We start from the raw sequence: 22,915 nt of genomic DNA on the forward strand, positions 1-22,915 counted from the left end.
AATGAATGCCTTTTTGCCAAATCTCCCGCTCACCATAACGGCAGCAGCCGCAGGCGCCAGCGCTGCCGCAAGCTCAGATTGCGGCAGATGCGCCTTTGCCCTTCCGCTCGGCTTGGCTTCCACTTATCTACAGGCCAAAGCAGGCCGGAGCAGACAATGACCGACACCGGAACACAGAACCCGCTGGCGCGGTTCGAGATCACCACGGAGGAGATTTCCCGCGTGGTTGCCGTGTTTTACATGCAGGTGCGTGCGGACGACGTGCTGGGGCCGGTGTTTGCCGCCCATGTCACCGACTGGCCGGAACATGAAGAGAAGATCGCGGGCTTCTGGCGCAATGCGATCCTGCGCGAGCGCAGCTACAGCGGCAATCCGATGCGGGTGCACGTAAGCCGCCCCGACGTTAAGGCAGAGCATTTCCCCCTGTGGCTGGGCCTGTTCCACCAGGTGCTGCGGGCGGAGCTGCCGGAAGGCACCGCGCTGCAATGGGGCGCCCTGGCGGACCGTATCGGCGAAGGTTTCCGCACCGGCGTGGTGGCCATGCGCCAGCCCAAGGACCAGCCCCCGAAACTGTTCTGACGGCGTCTATTTTTCTTTTGAAAACAAACCCGTCAACGCCCGCTGCACCACCTTGCGGGTGCTGGGTTTGTGCTGCGCGGAGAACGGCATCGGGCGGCAAACCTCCATCGCGGCGATGCCAACGCGGGCGGACAGGGCACCGTTGACCAGCCCCTCGCCGAAACGGCGGGAGAGCTTGGACAGCACCGACCCGCCCAGCACCGGCTCCAGCAGGTCATCGCCTGCGGCCACTGCGCCGGTGGCGGCCAGATGCGCCAGCACCGCGCGGGTCAGCCTCCAGGAGCTGAAGAACCCCGCCCGGCCGCCATAAATCCCGGCCACCCGGCGGATCATCCTGAGCGAGGAGACCAGCGCCGTCAGGATGTCAGCCAGCGCCATCGGAACCAGTGCCGTTACCGTGGCGACCTGGCGGGCCGCCGCCTCCACCTCGCGCAAGGCAATGGCGTCCAGCGGCACCAGCAGTTCTTCCTCTGCCAGCAGCAGCAGCGCGTCGCCGTCCATCACCTCCGCCTGCCGCTCTGCCAGCCTTGCCTGATGCCAGCTGAGATCCTCGCGCCCGTTGTAGAAAGCCTCCAGCCGGGTGGCGAAGGCGCGGGCGGCGGTCAGATCCACGGCCTCCGCTGCCTGCTGGCGCAAGGCATCGACCCGGCGCAGCCGGGAGAGCGCGGCCAGTTCACGCAAGGCCATCGCCAGCGCCAGCAGCAGGAGCAGCCCCAGACCAGCGGTAACGGCCCAGCCCAGCACCGGCACCCGCGCGATCAGGCCAGCGGCAAAATCCCAGGCCGCGACGGAGGCCATGGCGCTGAATACCGCCACCAGCAGCGCCCAGAACCAGCGGGCCAGCCGCGAGGGGCGCCGCGCCGCGATGCGGGCCGCCTGCTCCATAGCATTCGGCCGCGCAGCCAGCGGTGCGGGATCAGGCACCGGCGGCGCCTCAGTGACAGACGGGACGCCAGCGTCTTCCTCCAGATCAAACAGGACCGGCTTGTTGCTCATGCCGCGGCCTCCGGGGCGGTGCGCCATTCATAGGCGATGTCGGGCAGGCCTTCCTCGTTGTTCAGGCCATCGCCCCGCCCGGTCTCAGTGAACCCTTCGCGCTGGTAGAACCGCTGCGCACGGCCGTTGGCCGTGAAGGTGCGCAGGGAGAGCCGCGGGGATGCAGCCTTGGCGGCATCCAGCAGCATCTTGCCGGCGCCCTGCCCGCAGGCGCCCGGAGCAAGGTAGAGAGAGCAGACCTCCTCCTCCTTGCGGGCGAGGAACCCGAGGATTGCTCCGTCCCGCTCTGCCACTGTGACCCAGCCGCGGTCGATCATGACGCCGCAGAAAAAGATAACCTCGGCAGAGGAGTAAAGCTTGGGCATCCAGGCGGTATCCTGCTGAAACCGGTAGAGAATTTCCCCAACCGTTCCGGCATCCAAAGGCGTGGCAGGGCGCAGGGAGAGGGTCACAGGGCGTCTCCGATCAAGAAGTCTGCGGCGCGGTCCAGGCGGATATGCGGCGGCCCGCTGCCGTGTTTCAGGGTGAGTGGTGCGGGCGCAAAAGCCATCGACTGGTAATCGCCCTCCAGCCAGCGTTCGGCGCCTTGCCGCGCCGGGGTCAGCAGCTGGGCCGGGTCCTGCGGCAAAGCGCCGGGGTAGAAGGCCGCCTGCTTGCCGCTCTCCAGCAAGGTGCCGCGCACGCAGGGCAGCTCGGTGCCATTGTGCAGGCGCATTTCTTCCGTGGTGGTGCGCAGGGAGGCCATCGCCAGCGCCGCGGTTCCGGCGCCTGCAAAGCGGGCACGGTCCTGCGCCTCGCGCGTGAGCGCCTCGATGATAGCGGTCATCTGGGGATGCTGGGCATGGTGCAGGTGGTCGGCCTTGGTCGCGGCAAAAAGGATTTTCTCCACCCGTTTGCCGCCCAGAAGCCGGGTCAGGAAATGATTGCGCCCCGGTTTGAAGGCGCTGAGGATATCCGTCATCGCATGGCGCAGATCCTCCACCTCCTGCGGCCCGGAATGGATCGCCGAGAGCGCATCCACCAGCACCACCTGCCGATCGATACGGGCGAAGTGGTCGCGGAAGAACGGTTTCACGACCTTGGATTTATAGGCCTCGTAGCGGCGCTCCATCTCGCGCCAGAGGCTTCCGCGCGGGGCGCTGGCCTCCGGTGGCAGCGGGGCGAAGGTCAGCACTGGCGAGCCTTCCAGATCGCCCGGCAGCAGGAAACGGCCCGGGGTGCAGTCGTAGAAGCCAGCCGTGCGGGCGGTTGTCAGGTATTCCGTGAAGGCGGCGGCGAGCGCCTGCGCCTGCGGCTCGTCATGCGTCCCTGCGGGGACAGCCTTGGATTGCTCTGCCAGGAAGCGGTCCGCCTGCGGACGGCTGGCAATGCGGGACAGCACATCTGCAGACCACTCGGCGTAGGTCTTGTCCAGCAAAGCCAGATCCAGCAGCCATTCGCCGGGATAGTCGACAATATCCAAATGCAGTGTGCGCGGCCCCTGCAGGCCTGCCAGGAGGCCGGCGGGCCGCACCTTCAGGCTGAGACGCAGCTCGGAAACCGCCCTTGTGCTGTCCGGCCAATGGGGTGACGGCCCGGTCAGCGCCGCGAGGTGGTTTTCATAGTCGAACCGCGGCACGGTGTCGTCGGGCTGGGGCTGCAGGAAGGCGGCCTCGATCCGGCCCTCGCGCGCGGCGCCGAGCTGCAGCATCCGGCCCCGGTCCATCAGGTTGGCGACCAGCGAGGTGATGAATACCGTCTTGCCGGAACGCGCCAGCCCGGTGACCCCCAGCCGGATCGGCCGGTCGAACAGCGCCGCGGAAAGGCCGCTGGCGGCGCTCTCCACCCCGCTCATCACCCCGTCTGCAAGGGAGGTTATCACCAAGGCCCTGATCCTGCTCTGTTCTTGCTGCTGACAAGATAGGCAGCATCCCGCCCGGATACCAGAGCGCACACGGGGCTTGCCCCGGCCCGGCCCTGTTGCTACTTGCCCGGCCATGCCGCGTTTTGCTTTGAAAGTCGAATACCAAGGGAAGCCTTTTGCCGGCTGGCAAAGGCAGAAGGACCTGCCGTCGGTGCAGGGGGCGATCGAGGCTGCGCTGGCGCGGCTGGAGCCTGGGGAGCACACCATCGCTGCGGCCGGGCGCACAGATACCGGCGTGCACGGGCTGGGACAGGTTGCGCATTGCGACATGGCCAAGGAGTGGGACCCGTTCCGCCTGTCGGAAGCGCTGAATTACCACCTGAAACCCGATCCGGTTGCCATCGTCGACTGCGCCCGGGTGGAGGGGGACTGGCACGCGCGGTTCTCAGCCGTGGAGCGGCAGTATCTGTTCCGCATCCTGATCCGCCGCGCACCAGCCACCCATGACGCCGGCCAGGTCTGGCAGATCAGCCACGATCTGGATGCAGACGCCATGCAGGATGCCGCCAACCATCTGATTGGAAACCATGATTTCACCACCTTCCGCTCCTCGATCTGCCAGGCGGCGAGCCCGGTCAAGACGCTGGATGAGCTGCGGGTGGAACGCGTGCAGGGTTTCTCCGGGCCGGAAATCCATTTCCATGTACGCGCCCGCAGCTTCCTGCACAATCAGGTCCGCAGCTTTGTCGGCACCCTGGAACGTGTGGGCGCCGGGGCTTGGGAACCGGAGGATGTGAGGTCTGCGCTGGAGGCCTGCGACCGGGCGGCCTGCGGGCCGGTCTGCCCGGGCCACGGCCTCTATCTAGCGCGGGTGGGATATCCGGACGATCCCTTTGCCTGAGCCCGGAAATGGGGGGTGACATCCGTACACCCCCTGTGCACCGCTTGTGCACCCCCAAGACAGCACCCATCTGACCGGCGGGCCGTTAGGCCGCCATTTAATCGCCACAACACCCGTTCATACTTGCCGGAACACAGGCAAACCGGCAGCCCCCTGCGGCGGTATTGAGCACCGCTGCGGCAATCAGAAACAAAAAGGCAGAGCACCCGAATGGCAACAGCAACCAAACCGCCGCTCCTGGCCGTCCTGATCGACGCCGACAATATCTCTGCCAAATACGCCGAGGCGATGTTCGAGGAGATCGCCTCCTTTGGCGAGGCCAGCATCCGGCGCATCTATGGCGACTTTGCCGGCGGGGGCCCCCAGGGCTGGAACAAGGAGAAGCTGGCGTCGCTGGCGATTGTGCCGCACCAGCAGTTTGCCAATACCACCGGCAAGAACGCCTCAGACATTGCGCTGGTGATTGACGCGATGGACATCCTGCATTCGGGGCGCTTTGACGGGTTCGTGCTGATCTCTTCGGACAGCGATTTCACCCGGCTGGCCAGCCGTATCCGCGAACAGGGGGTGGATGTGTTCGGCATGGGAATGCGCAAGACGCCCGCCGCCTTTGTGCAGGCGTGCAAGCGCTTCATCTATGTGGAGAACCTGCTGGAAGAGCCTGCAAAGGCGAAGGCCAAGCCCAAGAAGGAAGAGGGCAACGGCAACGCGCCATCGGAGCTCGCGGACCCGACCAAGCTTGTTGTGCGGGCGATGGATGCGATCGGACAGGAGGACGAATGGTTCACCCTGGGCCAGATCGGCCAGTACATCACCGCAGCGTTTCCTGATTTCGACACCCGCAGCTATGGCCAGCGCAAGCTGAGCGACCTGATTGCCACGCTGAAACTGTTTGAGACCAAGCGCGGCGAGGGCAACCAGATCCTGGTGCGGCGGCTGGACTAAGGCTGCGGTTTCCATCTTTCGTTTGCGCGCAATCCGTGGCTTAGTCCCGCAAAGGGACGCGGCGGCGGGGAGGAACGCGCATGGCAATGCTGATCAGTATCGGCCACGACGGCTGGTACACCGAGGAACAGCTGGTGGAGGAGTTGCAGGCGATGGCGCCCGGCGCCGATATCCGGCCCGTCTCTGCCCCCGGCAACCTGGATGAGATCACGGTGCTGGCCGTTTCCGCGCTGAAAGGCGATCTGCCCGCGCATTTGCCAAACCTGAAGCTGGTGCAGAAACTCGGCGCAGGGGTGGATACCATCGTGGCGCACCCCAGCCTGGCTCCGCATGTGCGCGTCGCCCGGCTGAGACCGCTGGAACCTGCGCATGAGATCGCGGAGTTCTGCCTGGCCTATGTGCTACGTGATCAGCGCAACATGCGGGCGCACGCAGCCTCGCAGACCCGCAGCGGCTGGGAACCGCTGGCGCCCAAACGCCCGCAGGAGACCACGGTGGGCATACTGGGCCTCGGCCATATCGGCGGCATGACGGCGCGGCTGATGCGCGACCTGCGGTTCCGGGTGCTGGGCTGGAGCCGCTCGCCCAAGGAGATCGACGGCGTGGACTGCCGCCATGGCGAAGCGGCGTTGCCGCAGATGCTGGGCGAATGCGATTATGTCTGTGCGATCCTGCCCTCCACCCCCGCCACCCGGCAGCTGATGAATGCAGAAATGCTGGCAGCGATGAAACCGGGCGCGGTGCTGATCAACGCAGGCCGCGGCGATCTGGTGGATGAACCGGCCCTGCTGGCGGCGCTGGACGCGGGCACGCCCGGCCATGCGGTGCTGGATGTGGTGAGCAAGGAACCCCTGCCCGCGGACAGCCCGCTGTGGGCGCATCCGAAGGTCACCCTTACCCCGCATGTGTCGGGCTGGCACCTGGGGGATGCGCTGAAAGACGTGGTGGAGAACCTGCAGCGGCTGGAGGCGGGCGAAGACCTGCTGCACGAAGTGGATCGTGAGCGGGGGTATTGAACGGCAGCTGCCCTTAGATGCCGCCGCGATCCAGATACTCAGCCATCAGGGTTTCCAGTTCTACCGCCGTTTCCGGGAACCGGGCATAACTATGCGTGGCAGGCACACTTGACCACGGCAGCTTCTCCTCTGTCATCAGTTCGACAAAGGGTTCAAACCTGGCGAGGTCAGCGAACAGAGCCGTACGCAGATTGACACGGCTCTCCGCGCCCTGAATGCGGGTAAACACAAAATTCAGGCAGTCGCGGCAAAAGTTATGCTCCCGCCGCCCGGACCTGAGGCCCCCTGCCAGCAGTCTGCCAGTGACAGAAAAAGACTCTGCCGCAAACATAGCGGTCAAGGAGAAGGCGCTCGCACAGAGCTTCTGACAGTCGCGGCAGTGGCACGCGAGCGTCAGAAGGGGCGGTGCGGTCACACAGACTTGCACTTGGCCGCACAGGCACGCGCCTTTCATCGGGAGCTGAAGAAAAGCCATCGGAACCTTCCGGTTGAGAATGCGCACGGCCGGGGCCAGGGTCATTGTTTTCCGCGCCACCGGCCCCAAAAACGCAAAACTTCAGTGGCTTGCCCCGCGCACGCCCGGTGCCGCGGGGCAGCCCGGTCAGCCGATAAAATCTTTGTAGCCGGCCTCATCCATGTAATCGTCCATCGGCGACAGGTCCGACGGTTTGATCTTGAAGAACCAGGCGTCACCCTCGGCGTCTTCGTTCACCTTGCCGGGATCGTCGGCCAGCGCTTCGTTCACCTCGACGATCTCACCGTCCAGCGGCGCGAGGATGTCGGAGGCGGCCTTGACCGATTCAATCACCACGATCTCGTCATCCTTGGAGACTTCGGTGCCCGGTTCGGGCAGCTCGACATAGACCACCTCGCCCAGCTGCTCGGCGGCGTGGGCGGTGATGCCGACGGTGATCAGGTCGCCCTCGGGCAGCAGCCACTCGTGTTCCTCGGTGTATTTCATGGGGGTGTTTTCCTTCGAAGAGGCGTGGGTTTCAATGTCTCTGGCCACCGGAAATGGCGCCGCGGATGGCAAGGGCACGGCCCCCGCATACGCGGGTATACGGTATCAACGGGCGGGGCTGGCGATCAAGACGGCAAATCACCCGTAGGCTGAGATTTTGCTGCCCTTCGGGGCGTCAGAACAGGTTGAAATACTCCGCCTGCTCCCATTCGCTGACGGTATCCAGGTAGCGTTCCCACTCAAAGGTCTTGAGCTGCAGCAGGTAGTCTGCGGTCTCCGCGCCCAGCGCCTGGCGGCACAGGGTTGAGCCTGCGAACCCTTCCAGCGCCTGGCCCAGCGAGCGCGGCAGGCGGTCCGCGTCTTCGCTGTATGGCGACAGGGTGGGTTTCGGGGCTTCCAGGCCATCCCGGATGCCGGCAGCGCCTGCGATGATCTGGGCGGCCAGCGCGTAATAGGGGTTGGCAGTGCTGTCCGGGGCGCGGTTCTCAATCCGGCTGGCGGGGTCATGGGGCTGCATCAGCGCCCGCAGCATGGCACCGCGGTTATCCTCGCCCCAGCCGATGCGGCTGGGGGCCAATTGGAACGGCAGGTAGCGTTTATAGCTGTTCACTGTGGGGGCGATCAACAGCGAGGTCTCAGCCGCGTATTTCAAGAGGCCGGCCATCCAGGCGCTGGCGGGCGGTGCCAGCATCCCGGTAGTTTCCGGCATGAACAGGTTGCGTCCCGTCGCCAGGTCCTGCAGCGACTGGTGGACGTGCCAGCCGTTGGCCATGGCATTGTCCAGCCGCGGCTTGGCCATGAAGCTGGCGTGCAGGCCATTGCTGGCGCAGACCTCCTTGACCATGGTGCGGAACATCACCATCGCGTCTGCCTGCGCCATGGCGCTGCCGGGGGCAAAGGTGAATTCGACCTGGCTGGGGCCCATTTCGATTTCCACCGAGCGCACCTGCAGGCCCAGCTTCTGGGCGTTACGGCGCAAGAGGTCCAGGATACCCTCAACCTCGCCATAGCGGGTTTCGGTGAGGTACTGATACCCTTGCGTCAGGTTGCGGGTTTGCACCGGGGAACCGGGGCGGGTCGCCTGCGTATGGGCGGCGGATTTGTCGGCCAGATCGAAGAGGTGGAACTCCACCTCCAGCCCGAAGGTGGCGGCCATGCCCTGCGCGGCCAGCATCTCCACCTGCCGCTGCAGCACCCCGCAGGGGGCAAAGGGAATGGGCCGGCCGTCCGGATAGACCGGGGTGCAGAAGATCCAGGCGGAATGGCCGGACCAGGGCAGCGCCCGCCAAGTGTCCGGGCGCGGCACCAGCAGCACGTCGCCCGCTCCCTGCATCGGGCCGGCCAGATCCGCGCCCTCCTCCCAAACCGGAAAGGCGGTGCGGTGCGAGGTATCCTTGAGCAGCAGGGTTGCGGGCACGTTGAGGCCGCTGTCAAAGACGGAGGCGAAAGCCTCTGCCATCACCGTCTTGCCGCGCAACAGCCCGTGCTGATCGGGGAACAGAACCCGCACCGTTTCGATCCCGTCGAACTGGGCGCGGGAGGTGATCTCCGCCGCCTTGCGGCAGTCTTCGGGGGTCAGCAGCCCCAGGCGGGCCAGTTTGCCGGATGTGAAATCTTCTGCCATGGGCGGCCTCGTCATACGGAGTTGTTTGAAATTGCACCGGAAATGCCTCGCCGTCCACCCGGCAACCGTTTTTGCCGCAACCCGTTGCACTATCTGGATATTGCGGAGGTTTTGCGCCTTGACAGCGTTCGCAAAGCGAACATTGATGCCAGTATCCGCACAATGCCCGGCCGGGCAGCGGCACTACAGGGACAGAACGGGACGGCCAAATGATGACAGCGGCAGACCAGGACAGGAATATTTCGTCAAGCTTTGCCAAGGGGCTGGCGGTGCTGGCGGTGTTTGATGCCGAGACCCCCTGCATGACACTGGCCGAGATTGCCCGGCGCAGCGGCCAGGACCGGGCCACCGCCCGCAGGGGGGCGCTGACGCTGGTGCAGGCAGGCTATCTGCGCCAGGACGGGCGGATGCTGTCCCTGACTCCGCGGGTCCTGGCACTGGCGGGCGGGTTCCTGCAAGCCAACCAGTTCGGCCGCCGGGTGCAGCCGGTGCTGAACCGCCATGCCCAGCAGATGGAGATTGAGGTGACGCTGGCGATGCTGGATCAGGGGCGGGTTCTGCTGCTGGCGCAATCGACTGTCGAGCACGGCCATATCACCTATGGCTTTACCGCCGGTTCCCACATTCCGCTGGCGCATACCAGCCTGGGTCGGATGCTGCTGGCCGGGCTGCCGGCGGAAGAGGCCGCCAAGGTGTTGGCGGAAACGGACCTCCCGCGCCACACAGAGGCCTCGCTGACCGATCCCGCTGCCATTCTGGAGCGCGTCGCACAGGCCCGGGAGCAAGGCTACTGCCTGACGGACAGCGAATTCGAGTCCGGGATCACTGGCTACGCGGTGCCTGTGTCGCGGCCCGGCCAGACGCCAATCGTGGCGGGGTGCTCTGCGCCGCGGGGCCAGCAGCCGGAAGCGGATGCCGAGCGGCTGCTGCGCGGGCTGCAGCTGTGCGCGGCAGAGCTGCGCCATGCGGAGGCGGTGGATCACCTGTAAGCAGCACCTTGCAAAGCCCCTGCCCTGCGCTAGGCTGAGACCAGAGATTTCCGCAGGAGCATTTCGATGATGAAACAGACTGCATTGGCAGCGGCCCTATGTGCCGCGCTGGCCCCGGCTGCAGGGGCCAAGGGCGTGGAAGGCAAGCAGGTCACCGTGCTGGGCCGCGACTGGGTGGTGGCCCCGGTGGAGGACGCCCCGGACCGCTACAGCGCCACCCGGATGAACCTGGAGCATCTGGCCTTCCGCCCGCCCGCGGTGCTGACCGCGCGCCAGGCGGTCAGGGCCATTCGCACCGCCACCGGCTGCAGCGTCAATCTGGACACAATGGTGCGCAACATCACCGGCACCTACTACGCCCAGGTGACCTGCCGCAAATAGGCATGCGCCTGACGCTTGCCCGGTTTTGCAGCGTTTTTCTGAAACATCCTCTTGGGAAATGTGATCATTTTCCCGAGCACAGCGGATTGAGCGGCGCCAGTGCGCCTGCCATAGATTGCGCATGAAACTTGCTATCAACGGATTCGGCCGCATCGGCCGCGCCATCCTGCGCCAGATTCTGACCACATCGCGCGGAGACGGCATCGAGGTGGTGCGGATCAATGATATCGCACCCTTGGACATGTGCGCCTATCTGTTTCAGTACGACAGCACCTTTGGCCCTTTTGCCCATCCGGTGGAGCTTGGCGATGACGCGCTGCAGGTGATGGGGCGCTCCATTCCGGTGAGCCACGAACCGGATCTGACAAAGGTGGATCTGTCAGGTGTCGATCTGGTGCTGGAATGCACCGGCATCGCGCGGACCTCCGATGTGGCGGAGCGCGGATTGAAGGCGGGCGCCGCCAAAGTGCTGATCTCCGGCCCCTCCCCCGCGGCTGAGCTGACCGTGGTGCTGGGAGCAAACGAGGAGACCCTGGGCGATGCACGGATCGTCTCCAATGCCTCCTGCACCACCAACGGGCTGACACCGCTGGTCAAGCTGCTGGATGCCATTGCAGGCATCGACACCGCGCATATGACCACCATCCACTGCTACACCAACTCGCAGCCGATGGTGGACGCGCCGCGCGGCGATTTCGCGCGCTCTCGCGGCGGTGCGCAGTCAATGGTGCCGACCACCACTTCCGCAACGCATCTAATTGACGAGGTGCTGCCGCATCTGAAAGGCCGGGTCAGCGGCTCGGCGGTGCGGGTGCCGACGGCGAGCGTCTCAGCTGTTGATCTGGTGGCGCAGCTGAAGACCCCGATGAGCGAGGCAGAGTTCGATGCCGCCCTGCGAGAGGGTGTGGCCGCGTCGAAGGTGCTGGGCTGGACGGATATGCCGCTGGTGTCCTCAGACTTGCGGGCGCGGCCGGAGTCGCTGGTGATTGCCGGTCCGGAAACCCGCATGGCCGGGGATGCGCAGGTGCGGGTGTTCGGCTGGTATGACAATGAATGGGGGTTTTCCGCCCGGATGCTGGATGTGGCGCGGCTGATGGCCGGGTAAACCCCATGTCCACTGCTCCGAACTGCAAGCCCGCCTCCGGCGGGCTTTGCTATTCCTGCCGGCAGCGCTGTTTGCCCGTCAGACGGATCCAGCGGAATACCAGCGTCAGCGCCAGCATGCAGACGGCAAGACCGACCAGGTCGCCGGCGGCATAGATCGCCATCACCGGAAGCTGGTCTTCGGGAAAAATCAGGCCGGAAAACACCACCGATTGCCCCGATGAATTGATCAGGGAAGCCAGCGCGCCAACCGCCAGCAGGCTGGTCCAGGCAATCCGCCGCGCCTGGCCCGCGTAAAGGTTCCACCCGAACATCCTGGCAATTTCAAATGCCGCAAAGGCAGCAACCGCGCCGACGGCGATGGACTCCAGCAGCACCGGTTCCATCACCTGCCGCACGCCGGCGTCGGTGAATATCAATTCCGACAAGAAGGCGCCTGCGGCCAGCGGCAAAACCGCCCGCCAGCCAAGCAGCCAGACCGCCAGCACCCGCACCCCATGCGGCAGGTAGGCCAGACTGGCAAAAACCGTGATCTCCGGCAGGAAGACCCCCTGCACGGGCGTCACCACCCAGGCGGTCAGCCCGTGGCAGATAACATAGGCGGCCGTGATCACCGCAAAACTTTGAAGGCCAGCAAACAGCTGAAAAACTCGTCTCATGCCGCCCCCTTTAGACGGGAGCGGGGAAACCTGCAATCCGCGGAATGTATGATCGGCGCGGCGCCGTCACTTTGCCGCAGGATTGAAACTCACCACATAGTGTTTGGCCTTGCTGCCGCCGGCCCGTTTGATCAGCCCCAGCTCCAGCAGCGACTTTAGTGTGCGGTGAAAGGTGGCCTGGGCCAGCCCCTTGACCAGCCGGTGATTGCGGATCTGTTCGGATTGCACCGCCTCGCCGGGCGTCTTTGTCAGCGAATTTGCCGCCAGCAGCACATCCCGCTCTGACCGGCTCAGTCGGTCCAGGCCTAAATCACGCTCCATCTGGTGAAGCATGTCGCGAAGTTCGAAAATTGGTCTCAACCGGTCCAAAACCGCTCTCCCGGATCCTCATAAACCGCACCCCGGCAGGGCCAAGGGTGAAATGATACCACACAACTTTATCAAACTGACAATTATATAGACAGTAAAATCATGCGTGGTATCATTCCAGTCAGGCTGGCTGCTTTGTGAGTGGTGGCTGCGCCTGACGTTGCTCTTGTTCTTTGTTAAACAGTGACAGCTCCGGCGGAATACCCGCTGGAGCTGGTTTAATCTATCACATACCCTGTTCCGCTTTCCAATGCTGATTAGCTGCTGCCGTGACACCGCCGCCAATGCGCGGCAATCCGCCGTTGCCTGACACCGGCGGATTGCCGCCGCTTTGCAGGTTCCATCCCTCAATTTTCCCGTGCTAGGCTTGCTTTGGAACGCCTGGGCCTCAGCCGGGGTCAGGCGGCAATTTTACGCCCGCTGCCGGAGCAGACATGAATTTTCCCTTTCGCCCGCGCTGCCTGGCGCGCGCTCTCGCCTTCAGTCTCCTGACCCTGCCGGCGCTGCCAGGCAATGCGGCCGAAGCAACCTTGCAAGCCCCCGGGGCGGACGAGGCCCTTGCGGAAAAGCTGCGCGGCGCGTCAGCTTCGGTTGCGGCCAGCGGCGAGACCAACGTGCAGGAACTGCTGGCAGCCGCGCTGTCGGATTACCGGACGCTGGTGCAGGTGCTTTATGACGCAGGGCACTTCTCGCCGGTTGTGAACATCCGCCTGGACGGGCGCGAGGCCGCACAGATCCAGCCGCTGAACCCTCCGAAAACCGTAAACAAGGTGGAAATCACCGTAAAACCCGGCCCGCAGTTCGTCTTTGGCCGGGCCGAGTTGGTACCGTTCCCGCAAATCAGCGATGTGGAGATCCCCGAGGGATTCGCCCCCGGCAAGCCGGCCGGAACCGCGGTGATCCGCGATGCCGCCATTGCAGGCGTCCGCGCCTGGCGCCGCAGCGGCCATGCCAAGGCGGACGTGGCGGAGCAGAACATCACCGCCAACCACCTGCAGGCGCGGCTGGATGCCCAACTGCGCCTGGCGCCGGGGCCAAAACTGCGGTTCGGGCAGATGCGGATCACTGGTGACACCGCCGTGACCGAAGACGCCATCCGCCGCATTGCAGGCTTCCCGGCGGGAGAAGAATTCCACCCTGACCTGATCTCGAAATCTGCCACAAGGCTGCGGCGCACCGGCACGTTTTCCAGCGTTGTCCTGCGCGAAGCGGAACAGCCGAACCCGGACGGCACCCTCGATTTCGTGGCGCAGGTTGAGGACCTGCCGCCCCGCCGCCTGACATTTGGTGCCGAGGTCAGCTCATCCGACGGGCTGGAGCTGTCAGGCAGCTGGATGCACCGCAACCTGTTCGGCAACGCCGAGAAGCTGCGGATCGAAGCCCGCATCAGCGGCATCGGCAGCAGCAACGACATCGACGGGCGCGTCGCGGTGCGGCTGGACCGGCCCGCGAAACTGGGCCCGGATGACCTGATCTTCTACTTGGCGGAGGCGGAGCGGCTGGACGAAGAGCATTACACCGCCACTCGTGTCTATGGCGCCATCGGTGCGCGGCGGACCTTCTCGGATACGTTTTTTGCTGAAGCCGCGCTGGGGGTGTCCTCAACCCTGGCAGAGGACGTGTTCGGCAAGCGCCGTTTTAAGTACGTGGCGGGAAGGTTCCGGGCCGAATACGACGCCCGCGACAGCCGGGTGAACCCCACCGAGGGCTATTTCCTGCAAGGGAGTGCCACGCCTTTCATCGGTTTTGGCGGCAGCAAGTCCGGTTTGCAGATGAAAGGCGACGGGCGCGCTTACTATGGATTGGGCACTGACGACAGGATCGTGCTGGCAGGCCGGCTGCAGCTGGGCTCTGTGGTGGGCCCCTCGCTGAGTGAGGTCTCTCCTACCCTGCTGTTCTTCTCCGGCGGCGCGGGTACCGTGCGCGGGCATGAATACCAGTCGCTGGGCGTTCCCGCCAATGGCGGCACTGCGGGCGGGCGCAGCTTTGCATCCCTGTCCGCCGAAGTGCGCGGCAAGGTCACAGACAAGATCTCGCTGGTTGGTTTCTACGACCTGGGCTTTGTCGATGCGGACAGTTTCGTCTCCGGCTCCTCTGCACGCCATGCAGGCGCGGGCATCGGTGTGCGCTATGATGTGGCGGGCATCGGCCCGATCCGGCTGGACCTCGCCTATCCGGTGGACGGCGGGTCCGAGGACGGGCTGCAATTCTATATCGGGATAGGACAGGCGTTTTGAGACAGGTTCTTGGCTATACGCTCGCACTGGGCCTGACCTTGGCGCCGGTTGCTGCGCAGGAGACCACAACGGAGGACGCCGGCGGGCTGCTGGTTGATTTCCTGGAGGACACCCTGTCAGGCGACAGCCGCTATATCAGCGTGTCGGGGCTGGAGGGCGCGCTTTCCTCTGAGGCCAAGATCAAGAAGATCACCGTCGCCGACGAGAAAGGCATCTGGCTGACCGTCGAGGGTGCGGTTCTGGACTGGAACCGGCTGGACCTGTTGCGCGGGCGGTTCTCGGTCAATGAGCTGTCGGCAGAGCGCATCGCGGTGGAACGCGCGCCCGAAGCGCTGCCGCCGGACCCGGAGCTCCCGGAAGCCGAGACCACGCCCTTTGCCCTGCCGGAACTGCCGGTGGCCATCGAGCTGGGCCAGATCAAGGCAGCCCGGATCGAGCTGGGCGAGGATCTGGCGGGCAGCGCAGCCACTCTGCGGGTCGACGGCGCGCTAAAGCTGGCAGACGGCGCGCTGGACACCAAGCTGGAGGCTGCACGGCTGGACAAGCCCGGCGACCACATCCGGCTGGAGGCAGCCTATGCCAATGAAACCCAGCAGATCACCCTGGACCTGTCGGTGGATGAGGCCGCAGGCGGGCTGATTTCTCGCGGGCTGGACCTGCCGGGCAATCCCGATCTGCAGCTGACGGCCAAGGGCAGCGGCCCGGTCACGGATTTCGCTGCCGATATCGCCTTCAGCACCAATGGCACCGAGCGGCTCGGCGGCCAGGTGGTGCTGGCAGCCCGTCCCCTGCCCGAAGACGCCGCCCCGGAAACGCCGCGCGACATCGGGTTTTCCGCCGATCTGGGCGGCAATATCGACGTGCTGCTGCCGCCGGTGCACCGGCCGTTCTTCGGCCCCGGCCTGCGCCTGAACGTCAAAGGCCTGCGCGAAGGCAGCGGCGCTGTAACGCTGGATACGCTGGTCCTGCGCACCAACGCCCTGCGGATCACCGGCGCCGCAGCGCTGGATGCCGGCGGCAAGCTGGCCACCGCCAACCTGAAGACCGCGATCACCCCGCCCGCCGGCCAGGCTGCTGTCACGCTGCCGACCAGCGACGGCCAGACCACGCTGGCCAAGGCCGACCTGCTGTTGCAGAAAACACTCGAAGGCCGCTGGGTGCTGGACGGGGTGCTCAATCAACTGAGCCACCCGGGTGCGCTGGTGGATGCGGCTGAGATCGTCGGCCGCGGCACCTTGGATCAGACCAGCGGCTTTGCGCTGGAGGGCCGGCTGACGGCCGGCCTCAGCGGGTTCCAGCCGCGCGACCCGGCGCTGGCCAAGGCAACCGGCAATGAGATCCGCTTTGAAGGCACCCTGAGCACCGATGGCCCCGGCGCGCTGCATGTCACGGATATGGAGCTGCGCGGCAGCGATTATCAGGCCGCAGGCGATGTGGCCTTTGACGGTCTGGAAGAGGGGTTGAATGTTACCGCGGACCTGGCGGCGGGCGCGGCGGATCTCGGCCGTTTTTCCGAGCTGGCAGGCCGCCCTCTGGGCGGCGCGGTGCAGGCCGTGGTCACGGGATCCTTCATTCCGCTGACTGGCGGTTTTGACACCGATCTTTCAGTGCAGGCGCAGGACTTGTCTGCGGGCATCGCCCAGGCGGATGAACTGCTGGCTGGCACCACAACCGTCGCTCTGACGGCGGCACGGGATGAGGACGGCATAACCATAGACAGGTTTGACCTGTCCGGCAGCGCGCTGGCTGCCACAGCCAAGGGCACGCTGAACAACCAGGCCGGCCAGCTGGATATCACCGCCAGGCTGAACCGGCTGGAGGTTCTGGTGCCGCAGGCGCCAGGCACGCTGGAGCTGGCCACCACCCTCAGCCGCGCCGGCGACACCTTCAGCGGCGTGGCGGAGCTGAAGGGGCCGCATACCTCCAGCGCCAAGCTGGACGGATCGGTGACGCTCGAAGGGGATGCCGATTTCACCTTTGCTGCCGCCTGGAATGAGCTGGAACGCTTTGTGCCGCAGCTGGCAGGCAAGCTGAGCGCCGAGGGTGTGGCGGAACGGCGCAATGGCGAATGGCAGGCGACTGTTCAAGCCGCCGGCCCTGCGGGGATATCCGTGGAGACCGAGGCCCGTTTCACCGAAAGCAACGGCAGCACCGATCTGAAGTTCGACGCGGTAGTGGCAGAGCTGCAGCGGCTGGTGCCGGACCTGCCCGGCCGGCTGGCGGCCGCGGGCACTGCGACCCGGCGCGGCGGCACCTGGACGGTGGACAGCACCGCCAGCGGCCCGGCAGGCATCGACAGCCGCATCTCAGGCAGCTGGAACGAGGCGAAGGGCACCGCCGATGTTACCGCCAAGGGCACCCTGCGGCTGGAAGGCCTCAATCCCTTTATTTCCCCCAACCTCATGCAAGGGCCTGCGAACTTCGACATGTCGATACGCGGCGTGCCGGCACTGGACGGGGTCAGCGGCACCATCTCCATCCCCGGCGCCTCGCTGGCGATCCCGGCCGCGGCGCAGCGAGTGGATGACATCAACGCGACAGTCTCCATTGCCCGCTCCAATGCACAGGTGCAGGTTTCTGCCCGCCCCCGCGATGGCGGCACGGTGCGGATCAGCGGTCCGGTCGGGCTGCTGCCGCCGTTCAACGGCAACCTGCAGATCGCCATCGGCGATGTGGTGGTGACCGACCACCTGTCTTATGAATCCCTGCTGAACGGCAGCCTGGCGATGTCCGGAGCCATGGCGGGCAACAACCGGATTGCAGGCCAGATCAACGTTGGCGAGACCAACATCAATCTGAATACCGCAGGCGGTTCGGTGTCTTCCGCGCCGATCCCGCCAATCCGCCATGTGGGTGCACCGGGCGACGTGCGCCGGACACTGGCCCGCGCCGGGCTCACCGGCACCGGCAGCAGCAGCGCGGGCGGCTCCGGCAGAACAGACCTGGACATCATGATCAGCGCGCCGTCTCGCATCTTTGCCCGCGGCCGCGGGCTGCGCTCAGAACTGGGCGGCCAGATCCACCTGCGCGGCACCACCGCGCGGCCCTCGCCCTCCGGCCAGATCAGCCTGATCCGCGGTACCTTCGATATCCTCGGACGGCGGCTGGAACTGGATGAGGGCCGGATCACCCTCTTGGGCGATCTGAAGCCCTATCTGGAGTTCAAATCCACCGCTGCCACGGAGCAGGGCACCGCAACGCTTGAAATCTCCGGCCGGGTCGATGCGCCGGAGATCAAGGTGACCTCCGATCCGCCGCGACCTAGCGAAGAGGCTTTGGCGCTGCTGCTGTTCGGTGACAATATCGGGGACATCTCGCCCTTGGCGCTGGCACGGCTGGCAGGCTCTGCCCTCACGCTCAGCGGCCGAGGCGGCGGCGCCCAGAGCAAAGTGCGCGAAGCCACCGGCGCGGCAGATGTTGATATCGGCACCGACAACCTAGGCACCGGGCAGCTGGGGCTGGGCGGTTACGTGGCGGAGAACGTCTATACCGATTTCAACGTCAACACCCAGGGCGACAGCGAGCTGAGCATCAATCTGGATGTCACCAAAAGCCTGACGGTTCAGGGCACGGTGGACAGCGAGGGAGAGACTGGCGTCGGCCTGTTTTTCAAGCGGGATTACTGACAGGCCGGGCTTGCAGCGGACGGAATATGCCGGCAAGCTGCCAGCATTATTCCGGGCAACCGCATATCAGGGGACGCTGTGGGCAAAACACTCACCCAGAAACTGGCAGGGCGCGCCAGCCGTATCGCGCACCGCGCCAGGTTCCGCGCGTCGCTGCGTCATCTGCACGGGCCTGCCCGGTGCTTTGCCGCGCCTGATCAGGTGGTGCTGATCGCACTGGTGCGCGACGGGGCCTATTACCTGGATGTGTTTTTTGACCACTACCGGCGGCTGGGTGTATCGGCGTTTGTCTTCTTCGACAACGGCTCCTCTGACGGCACGATTGACCGCATCCGGCAGGAACCGGACACCGCGGTGCTGCAGTCCCCCCTGCCCTGGCTGAAATATGAAAACACCTTCCGCGCGTATGCCGCGGACCGCTATGGCCGGGACCGCTGGTGCTTGTTTGCAGACATGGATGAACTGTTCGACTTTGAGGGCAGCGCTGCGGTGGGGCTGGGCGGGCTGACACGCTACCTGGCTCAAAATGGGTACACGGCGCTGCAAGCCGAAATGCTGGAGATGTTTCCCGAAGGTCCGCTGGCTGCGGCGCGCGCGCTGTCTTATTCCGAAGCGGTGCAGAGCTTCCGGTTTTCTGACATAAGCACCGTGTCGGCGGTGGACTACATGTCCGGCAACACGGGCTTTGCCTATTACCTGCGCCAGAACGCCTTGCCGCCCGGCGGTGCGCAGATGCAGTTCGGCGGCGTGCGCGGCAAGGTCTTTGGCGAGACCTGCTGCCTCAGCAAGCACCCGCTGGTGTTCAATGGGCCGGGCGTTCAGGCAGCTGTGCATCCGCATGCCTCGGCAGGCGTGCGGGTGGCCGATATTGAGGGTCTGATACGCCACTACAAGTTTGCCAGCGACAGTCTGGCCCGGGATTTGCAGATCCAGGCCGAAACGGTCTCAGAACACGGCGAGGACCGCCAGCGCAGCAGCGCAATGCAGGCGCAGCCGGAACTCAGCCTGTGGTCCGCCGACGCGGCCGCGGACGCCGGGATATCGCGGCTGCAGCACCAGGGTTTCTTGCGCGGGTCATCTCGATACCGGGCGTTTCTTGCCGGGGCGGCCGCATGAGCGCCCCCGCCATCGCTGCAGTGGTCATTGGCCGCAACGAAGGGGAACGGCTGATCCGCTGCCTGCGTTCGCTGCAAGGCCAGGTGCAGCAGCTTGTCTATGTCGACAGCGGCTCCACGGACGGGTCGGCAGCGGCGGCGCGGGAATTGGGCGCCTTGGTGGTGGATCTGGATCTCAGCCAGCCGTTCACCGCCGCCCGCGCCCGAAATGCCGGTTTGGCGGCGCTGCAGACCGGGGTCGAGTTTGTGCAATTTGTGGACGGCGACTGCGAGGTGGACCCGGGCTGGATCGCCAAAGCAGCGGATTTCCTGCAAGCACACCCCAAGGCAGCAGTGGCCTGCGGGCGGCGGCGGGAGCGGTTTCCGGAAGCGTCCGTCTACAACCGGCTTTGCGATGCGGAATGGAACACGCCTGCAGGAGAGGCCGCAGCCTGCGGCGGCGACGCACTGATGCGGGTGGCGGCGGTCTATACCGCGGGCGGCTACCGCGAGGCTCTGATCGCCGGGGAAGAGCCGGAATTGTGCCTGCGCCTGCGCCGGGCAGGCTGGCAGGTGTGGCGGCTGGAGGCTGAGATGACCCTGCATGACGCACAGATGCTGCGCTTCACCCAATGGTGGAACCGCAGCCGCCGCGCAGGCCACGCCTTTGCCGAAGGCGCCGCCTTGCATGGCACCGGGCCGGAGCGGCACTGGGTGGCCGAAACCCGCCGCGCGCTGCTGTGGGGCGCCGCCCTGCCTGCCGGTATTGCCCTGGCAGCACTGGCATATCCCTTGTTGCTGATGATTGCGCTCATCTACCCGGCGCAGGTGCTGCGCCTGTCACGCCGCATGAGGTTTGAACAGGCGCTGTTCACGGTTCTCGGTAAGTTCGCCGAGGCCGCAGGCGCGCTGGAGTTTTACTGGCGCCGCTGGCGCGGCTCGGCCCGCGGCATATTGGAGTACAAATAGCAGTTCCTATTGCACCCGAATGCGCCAAGCCGTGCGGATCTGCCCCGGCAGAATGGCCAGGCACTTTGCATAGCGAGGCACCATCCGCGACGGACTGGACAGCGCCCGCCACAGCCATTCCATCGCAATCGCGCGGACCCAGGCCGGGGCGCGTTTCTGATGGCCGCCGAGAAAGTCCAGACCGGCCCCGACAGAGGCAAAACCAGCTGCGGGCGCCAGCTTGCGGCCGCGTTGGGCAAACTGCTCCTGTTTCGGCGCTCCCAGCGCCAGAAAACACAGGCAAGGACCGGTTTCATCCAGCCGGTGCAGGATCTGATCCGCCTCTTCCCCTTCTGGATCAAAACAGCCGGAGGGGGCATGAGTCCAGGCAACCTCCAGCCCCGGCACCGCATCCGTCAGCGCCTCTTCGGCATCCTGCAGCGCCTCATCCGTGCTGCCCGCCAGCACCACCGGCACCTTGGCCTCAACCGCCAGGCGGCACAGCGGCAGCACCATGTCGGAGCCCGGCATCAGCTCCACCGGGCGGCGGGCAAGATGTGACAGCCAGACAATGGGGCGCCCGTCCGCCACCACCAGATCCTGCGCCTGATATGCGGACAGGAAGTCCGCCGACCCTGCCATCTTGACCAGGTGGTCCAGGTTCACTGTCGCCAGCGCAAAGCCTTGCCCTGCCTTGAAGCGGGCTCGGATTTCGGCTTCCAGCCCGGTCCGCGTGGCCGTGTTCACCGCAACCCTGCGGCCTTGGCATTCAAAAAACATGGGCGTCCCCGGGTCTGCTTTGCCCCGTGATAGCGCCGCCGCCGCCGCCCGGCCAGTCTTGCGGGCACCGAACCGCTGGCAGCGTGGCAAAGCTGCACCCCGTTAACCCGTTGTTGCAAATCCGCGCGACAGCGCGACCCGCAACAGGTAAACTTTGATGTAAATACCGGGGAACTGAGGGAGCACGGGGCTTTGCCCAACGCTTTGGCCTATCTGATGCTGCTGGCCTGGCCGCTGGCCAGCCTGATCCTGTTCCGGCGCTTGCCGCTGGAGCGGGCCATCCTGTGGTGCATCATTGCCGGCTACCTGCTGCTGCCGCCGCTGGCCGAGTTCGACCTGCCGCTGGTGCCGGACTTGGACAAATTCGCCATCCCCTCGGTGATGGCCTTTGTGCTGTGCGTATTTCTGCTGCGCAAACCGGTGCCGCTGCTGCCACGGCACCCGGCGGTGAGGACGCTGGTGCTGCTGTTCGTGTTCGGGGTCATTCCCACCGTGCTGACCAATGGCGAGCCGATCCTGTTCCGCAAGATCGCCAATTCCGACCCGATCATCTTTCTGACCGATCAGCTGCCGGGGCTGCGCTGGCGCGACCTGGGGTCTGTGGTCATCAACCAGATGATCGTGCTGATCCCTTTCCTGCTGGCGCGCCGGTATCTGTCCACCCCGGAGGCCCAGCGCGAACTGCTGCTGGCGCTGATGATTGGCGGCCTAGCCTATACAGTCCCTTCGCTGATCGAAATCCGCTTCAGTCCGCAAATCAACGTCTGGATCTACGGCTTCTTCCAGCATGATTTCAGCCAGATGATACGTCAGGGCGGCTTCCGTCCCATCGTGTTCCTGCCGCATGCGCTGTGGCTGGCATTCTTCATGCTGTCGGCGCTGCTGGCGGCCACCGCGCTGGCCCGCACCGCAGCAGGCGGGGACCGCATCCGCCTGCTGCTGGCCGCCGGTTACCTGTTTGCGGTGCTGGTGCTGTGCAAGAGCCTCGCCTCGCTGGCCTATGCGCTGGCCTTTGTGCCGGTTGTTGCCTTGGCGCCGCTGCGCTGGCAGCTGCGTGCGGCCCTGCTGCTGGCTGTGATTGCCGTGGTCTATCCGATGCTGCGCAACACCGGGCTGGTCCCGACCGAGGAACTGGTGGCCCAGGCCGGAGCTATCAGCGCCGAGCGGGCGCATTCGCTGAACTACCGCTTTGAAAACGAAGCACAGATGCTGGCCCGTGCCGCGGAGAAGCCCTGGTTCGGCTGGGGCGGCTGGGGCCGCAACCTGGTGCGGCACGAAGAAACCGGGCAGATCCTGTCGATCCCGGACGGGCGCTGGATCATCGTTTTCGGCACCTTCGGCTGGCTGGGTTACATCGCCGAGATGGGGCTTCTGGCCGCACCGCTGATGCTGCTGGCTGTGGCGGCAGCCCGCGCGCCGCGGGGCAGCGTGTCGCCCTATGCCGCTCCGATTGCCCTGATCCTGGCGGCCACCATGGTGGACATGCTGCTGAATGCGACGCTCATTCCGATCACCTGGATGTGCGCCGGATCCGTTCTGGGCTATGCCGAGAGGCTGCTCTACCCCGGCTTGTTCCAAAAGAAGCCCGCGCTATTTGGCGGGACGCAGGCGCTGATGCCTGACACCGGACGGCCTGAGCGGCGCAGCATCCTGTGATGCCGCAATGTTTCCGTTTTTCCGGCCGAAATTGACACAATGCGTCCACAGGACAGCCGCATGGATTGACGAAAGTAAATTTGAGTTCACCCGGCCCCGCGGAACAGATGGGGATCCAAGCCGCCAGGCCGGGCCAGCAGCCGGGGAGCACCCCGGCACCCGAAAATAAACCCGTCCGGCGGGCCCTGCCATCTTCGCAAAGCGGAT

Annotated in this window: 21 protein-coding genes; 12 read left to right on the plus strand and 9 right to left on the minus strand. The window is 65.5% G+C overall.

Annotated features, from left to right (window positions below):
• Positions 1 to 156: 156 nt before the first annotated feature.
• Complete coding sequence (locus RA26_RS10210) at positions 157 to 579, plus strand: group III truncated hemoglobin (RefSeq protein ID WP_039183518.1); 423 nt, start codon at positions 157 to 159, stop codon at positions 577 to 579.
• A gap of 6 nt (positions 580 to 585) precedes the next feature.
• Here RA26_RS10210 and RA26_RS10215 read toward each other — a convergent pair whose 3' ends face one another.
• From RA26_RS10215 to RA26_RS10225, 3 genes are read right to left on the minus strand one after another with little or no spacing between them, the layout of a single operon-like run.
• Complete coding sequence (locus RA26_RS10215) at positions 586 to 1,575, minus strand: YcjF family protein (RefSeq protein WP_039183950.1); 990 nt, start codon at positions 1,573 to 1,575, stop codon at positions 586 to 588.
• Positions 1,572 to 2,027: a GNAT family N-acetyltransferase gene (locus tag RA26_RS10220; protein WP_039183520.1), complete on the minus strand. Its 456-nt coding sequence runs from the start codon at positions 2,025 to 2,027 to the stop codon at positions 1,572 to 1,574. Before RA26_RS10220 ends, RA26_RS10215 begins: the two co-directional genes overlap by 4 nt.
• Positions 2,024 to 3,439 carry a YcjX family protein gene (locus RA26_RS10225; RefSeq protein WP_039183522.1) on the minus strand — a complete coding sequence of 472 codons (1,416 nt, stop codon included), beginning with the start codon at positions 3,437 to 3,439 and terminating at the stop codon, positions 2,024 to 2,026. Before RA26_RS10225 ends, RA26_RS10220 begins: the two co-directional genes overlap by 4 nt.
• 112 nt (positions 3,440 to 3,551) lie before the next feature.
• Between RA26_RS10225 and truA the strand changes: the two genes are divergently transcribed.
• The 3 genes from truA (at position 3,552) to RA26_RS10240 (ending at position 6,280) form a co-directional block, all read left to right on the plus strand.
• Positions 3,552 to 4,319, plus strand: coding sequence for a tRNA pseudouridine(38-40) synthase TruA (truA, locus tag RA26_RS10230; protein WP_039183524.1), 768 nt, complete (start codon positions 3,552 to 3,554; stop codon positions 4,317 to 4,319).
• A gap of 210 nt (positions 4,320 to 4,529) precedes the next feature.
• Complete coding sequence (locus RA26_RS10235) at positions 4,530 to 5,264, plus strand: NYN domain-containing protein (protein WP_039183526.1); 735 nt, start codon at positions 4,530 to 4,532, stop codon at positions 5,262 to 5,264.
• An 80-nt stretch (positions 5,265 to 5,344) separates the two neighbouring features.
• A complete protein-coding gene (locus tag RA26_RS10240; RefSeq protein ID WP_052272376.1) occupies positions 5,345 to 6,280 on the plus strand; it encodes an NAD(P)-dependent oxidoreductase in 936 nt (311 codons plus the stop codon).
• A 13-nt stretch (positions 6,281 to 6,293) separates the two neighbouring features.
• Here the strand turns inward: RA26_RS10240 and RA26_RS10245 are convergent, their stop codons facing one another.
• The 3 genes from RA26_RS10245 to RA26_RS10255 form a co-directional block, all read right to left on the minus strand.
• On the minus strand, positions 6,294 to 6,800 hold the full coding sequence (locus RA26_RS10245) for a GFA family protein (RefSeq protein WP_241482626.1): 507 nt from the start codon (positions 6,798 to 6,800) through the stop codon (positions 6,294 to 6,296).
• A gap of 81 nt (positions 6,801 to 6,881) precedes the next feature.
• Positions 6,882 to 7,241, minus strand: coding sequence for a glycine cleavage system protein GcvH (gene gcvH / locus RA26_RS10250; RefSeq protein WP_039183528.1), 360 nt, complete (start codon positions 7,239 to 7,241; stop codon positions 6,882 to 6,884).
• Between the two features lie 175 nt (positions 7,242 to 7,416).
• A complete protein-coding gene (locus tag RA26_RS10255) occupies positions 7,417 to 8,865 on the minus strand; it encodes a glutamine synthetase family protein (protein WP_039183530.1) in 1,449 nt (482 codons plus the stop codon).
• A 209-nt stretch (positions 8,866 to 9,074) separates the two neighbouring features.
• Here RA26_RS10255 and RA26_RS10260 point away from each other — a divergent pair, with 209 nt between their 5' ends.
• The 3 genes from RA26_RS10260 (at position 9,075) to RA26_RS10270 (ending at position 11,340) form a co-directional block, all read left to right on the plus strand.
• The gene (locus tag RA26_RS10260) at positions 9,075 to 9,854 is read left to right on the plus strand and encodes an IclR family transcriptional regulator domain-containing protein (protein ID WP_241482627.1); all 780 of its coding nucleotides are present in this window, start codon (positions 9,075 to 9,077) and stop codon (positions 9,852 to 9,854) included.
• A 66-nt stretch (positions 9,855 to 9,920) separates the two neighbouring features.
• Positions 9,921 to 10,235, plus strand: a complete 315-nt coding sequence (locus RA26_RS10265; RefSeq protein WP_039183532.1) for a hypothetical protein — start codon at positions 9,921 to 9,923, stop codon at positions 10,233 to 10,235.
• A gap of 121 nt (positions 10,236 to 10,356) precedes the next feature.
• Complete coding sequence (locus RA26_RS10270; protein ID WP_039183534.1) at positions 10,357 to 11,340, plus strand: type I glyceraldehyde-3-phosphate dehydrogenase; 984 nt, start codon at positions 10,357 to 10,359, stop codon at positions 11,338 to 11,340.
• A gap of 49 nt (positions 11,341 to 11,389) precedes the next feature.
• Here RA26_RS10270 and RA26_RS10275 read toward each other — a convergent pair whose 3' ends face one another.
• Complete coding sequence (locus tag RA26_RS10275) at positions 11,390 to 11,998, minus strand: hypothetical protein (RefSeq protein ID WP_039183536.1); 609 nt, start codon at positions 11,996 to 11,998, stop codon at positions 11,390 to 11,392.
• A 66-nt stretch (positions 11,999 to 12,064) separates the two neighbouring features.
• A complete protein-coding gene (locus RA26_RS10280; protein WP_082015803.1) occupies positions 12,065 to 12,331 on the minus strand; it encodes a hypothetical protein in 267 nt (88 codons plus the stop codon).
• A gap of 470 nt (positions 12,332 to 12,801) precedes the next feature.
• Between RA26_RS10280 and RA26_RS10285 the strand changes: the two genes are divergently transcribed.
• The 4 genes from RA26_RS10285 (at position 12,802) to RA26_RS10300 (ending at position 20,293) form a co-directional block, all read left to right on the plus strand.
• Complete coding sequence (locus tag RA26_RS10285) at positions 12,802 to 14,604, plus strand: autotransporter assembly complex protein TamA (protein WP_039183540.1); 1,803 nt, start codon at positions 12,802 to 12,804, stop codon at positions 14,602 to 14,604.
• Positions 14,601 to 18,230 carry a translocation/assembly module TamB domain-containing protein gene (locus tag RA26_RS10290; protein WP_039183542.1) on the plus strand — a complete coding sequence of 1,210 codons (3,630 nt, stop codon included), beginning with the start codon at positions 14,601 to 14,603 and terminating at the stop codon, positions 18,228 to 18,230. Before RA26_RS10285 ends, RA26_RS10290 begins: the two co-directional genes overlap by 4 nt.
• Before the next feature lie 78 nt (positions 18,231 to 18,308).
• Complete coding sequence (locus RA26_RS10295) at positions 18,309 to 19,346, plus strand: glycosyltransferase family 2 protein (RefSeq protein WP_241482628.1); 1,038 nt, start codon at positions 18,309 to 18,311, stop codon at positions 19,344 to 19,346.
• On the plus strand, positions 19,343 to 20,293 hold the full coding sequence (locus RA26_RS10300; RefSeq protein WP_039183545.1) for a glycosyltransferase family 2 protein: 951 nt from the start codon (positions 19,343 to 19,345) through the stop codon (positions 20,291 to 20,293). The genes RA26_RS10295 and RA26_RS10300 overlap by 4 nt, the downstream gene beginning before the upstream one ends.
• A gap of 6 nt (positions 20,294 to 20,299) precedes the next feature.
• Here RA26_RS10300 and RA26_RS10305 read toward each other — a convergent pair whose 3' ends face one another.
• The gene (locus RA26_RS10305; RefSeq protein WP_039183547.1) at positions 20,300 to 21,052 is read right to left on the minus strand and encodes a WecB/TagA/CpsF family glycosyltransferase; all 753 of its coding nucleotides are present in this window, start codon (positions 21,050 to 21,052) and stop codon (positions 20,300 to 20,302) included.
• Between the two features lie 192 nt (positions 21,053 to 21,244).
• Here RA26_RS10305 and RA26_RS10310 point away from each other — a divergent pair, with 192 nt between their 5' ends.
• Positions 21,245 to 22,708, plus strand: a complete 1,464-nt coding sequence (locus RA26_RS10310) for a membrane protein (RefSeq protein ID WP_039183548.1) — start codon at positions 21,245 to 21,247, stop codon at positions 22,706 to 22,708.
• Positions 22,709 to 22,915 lie beyond the last annotated feature (207 nt).

The organism is Leisingera sp. ANG-M7 (assembly GCF_000813965.1).
Classification (GTDB): domain Bacteria; phylum Pseudomonadota; class Alphaproteobacteria; order Rhodobacterales; family Rhodobacteraceae; genus Leisingera.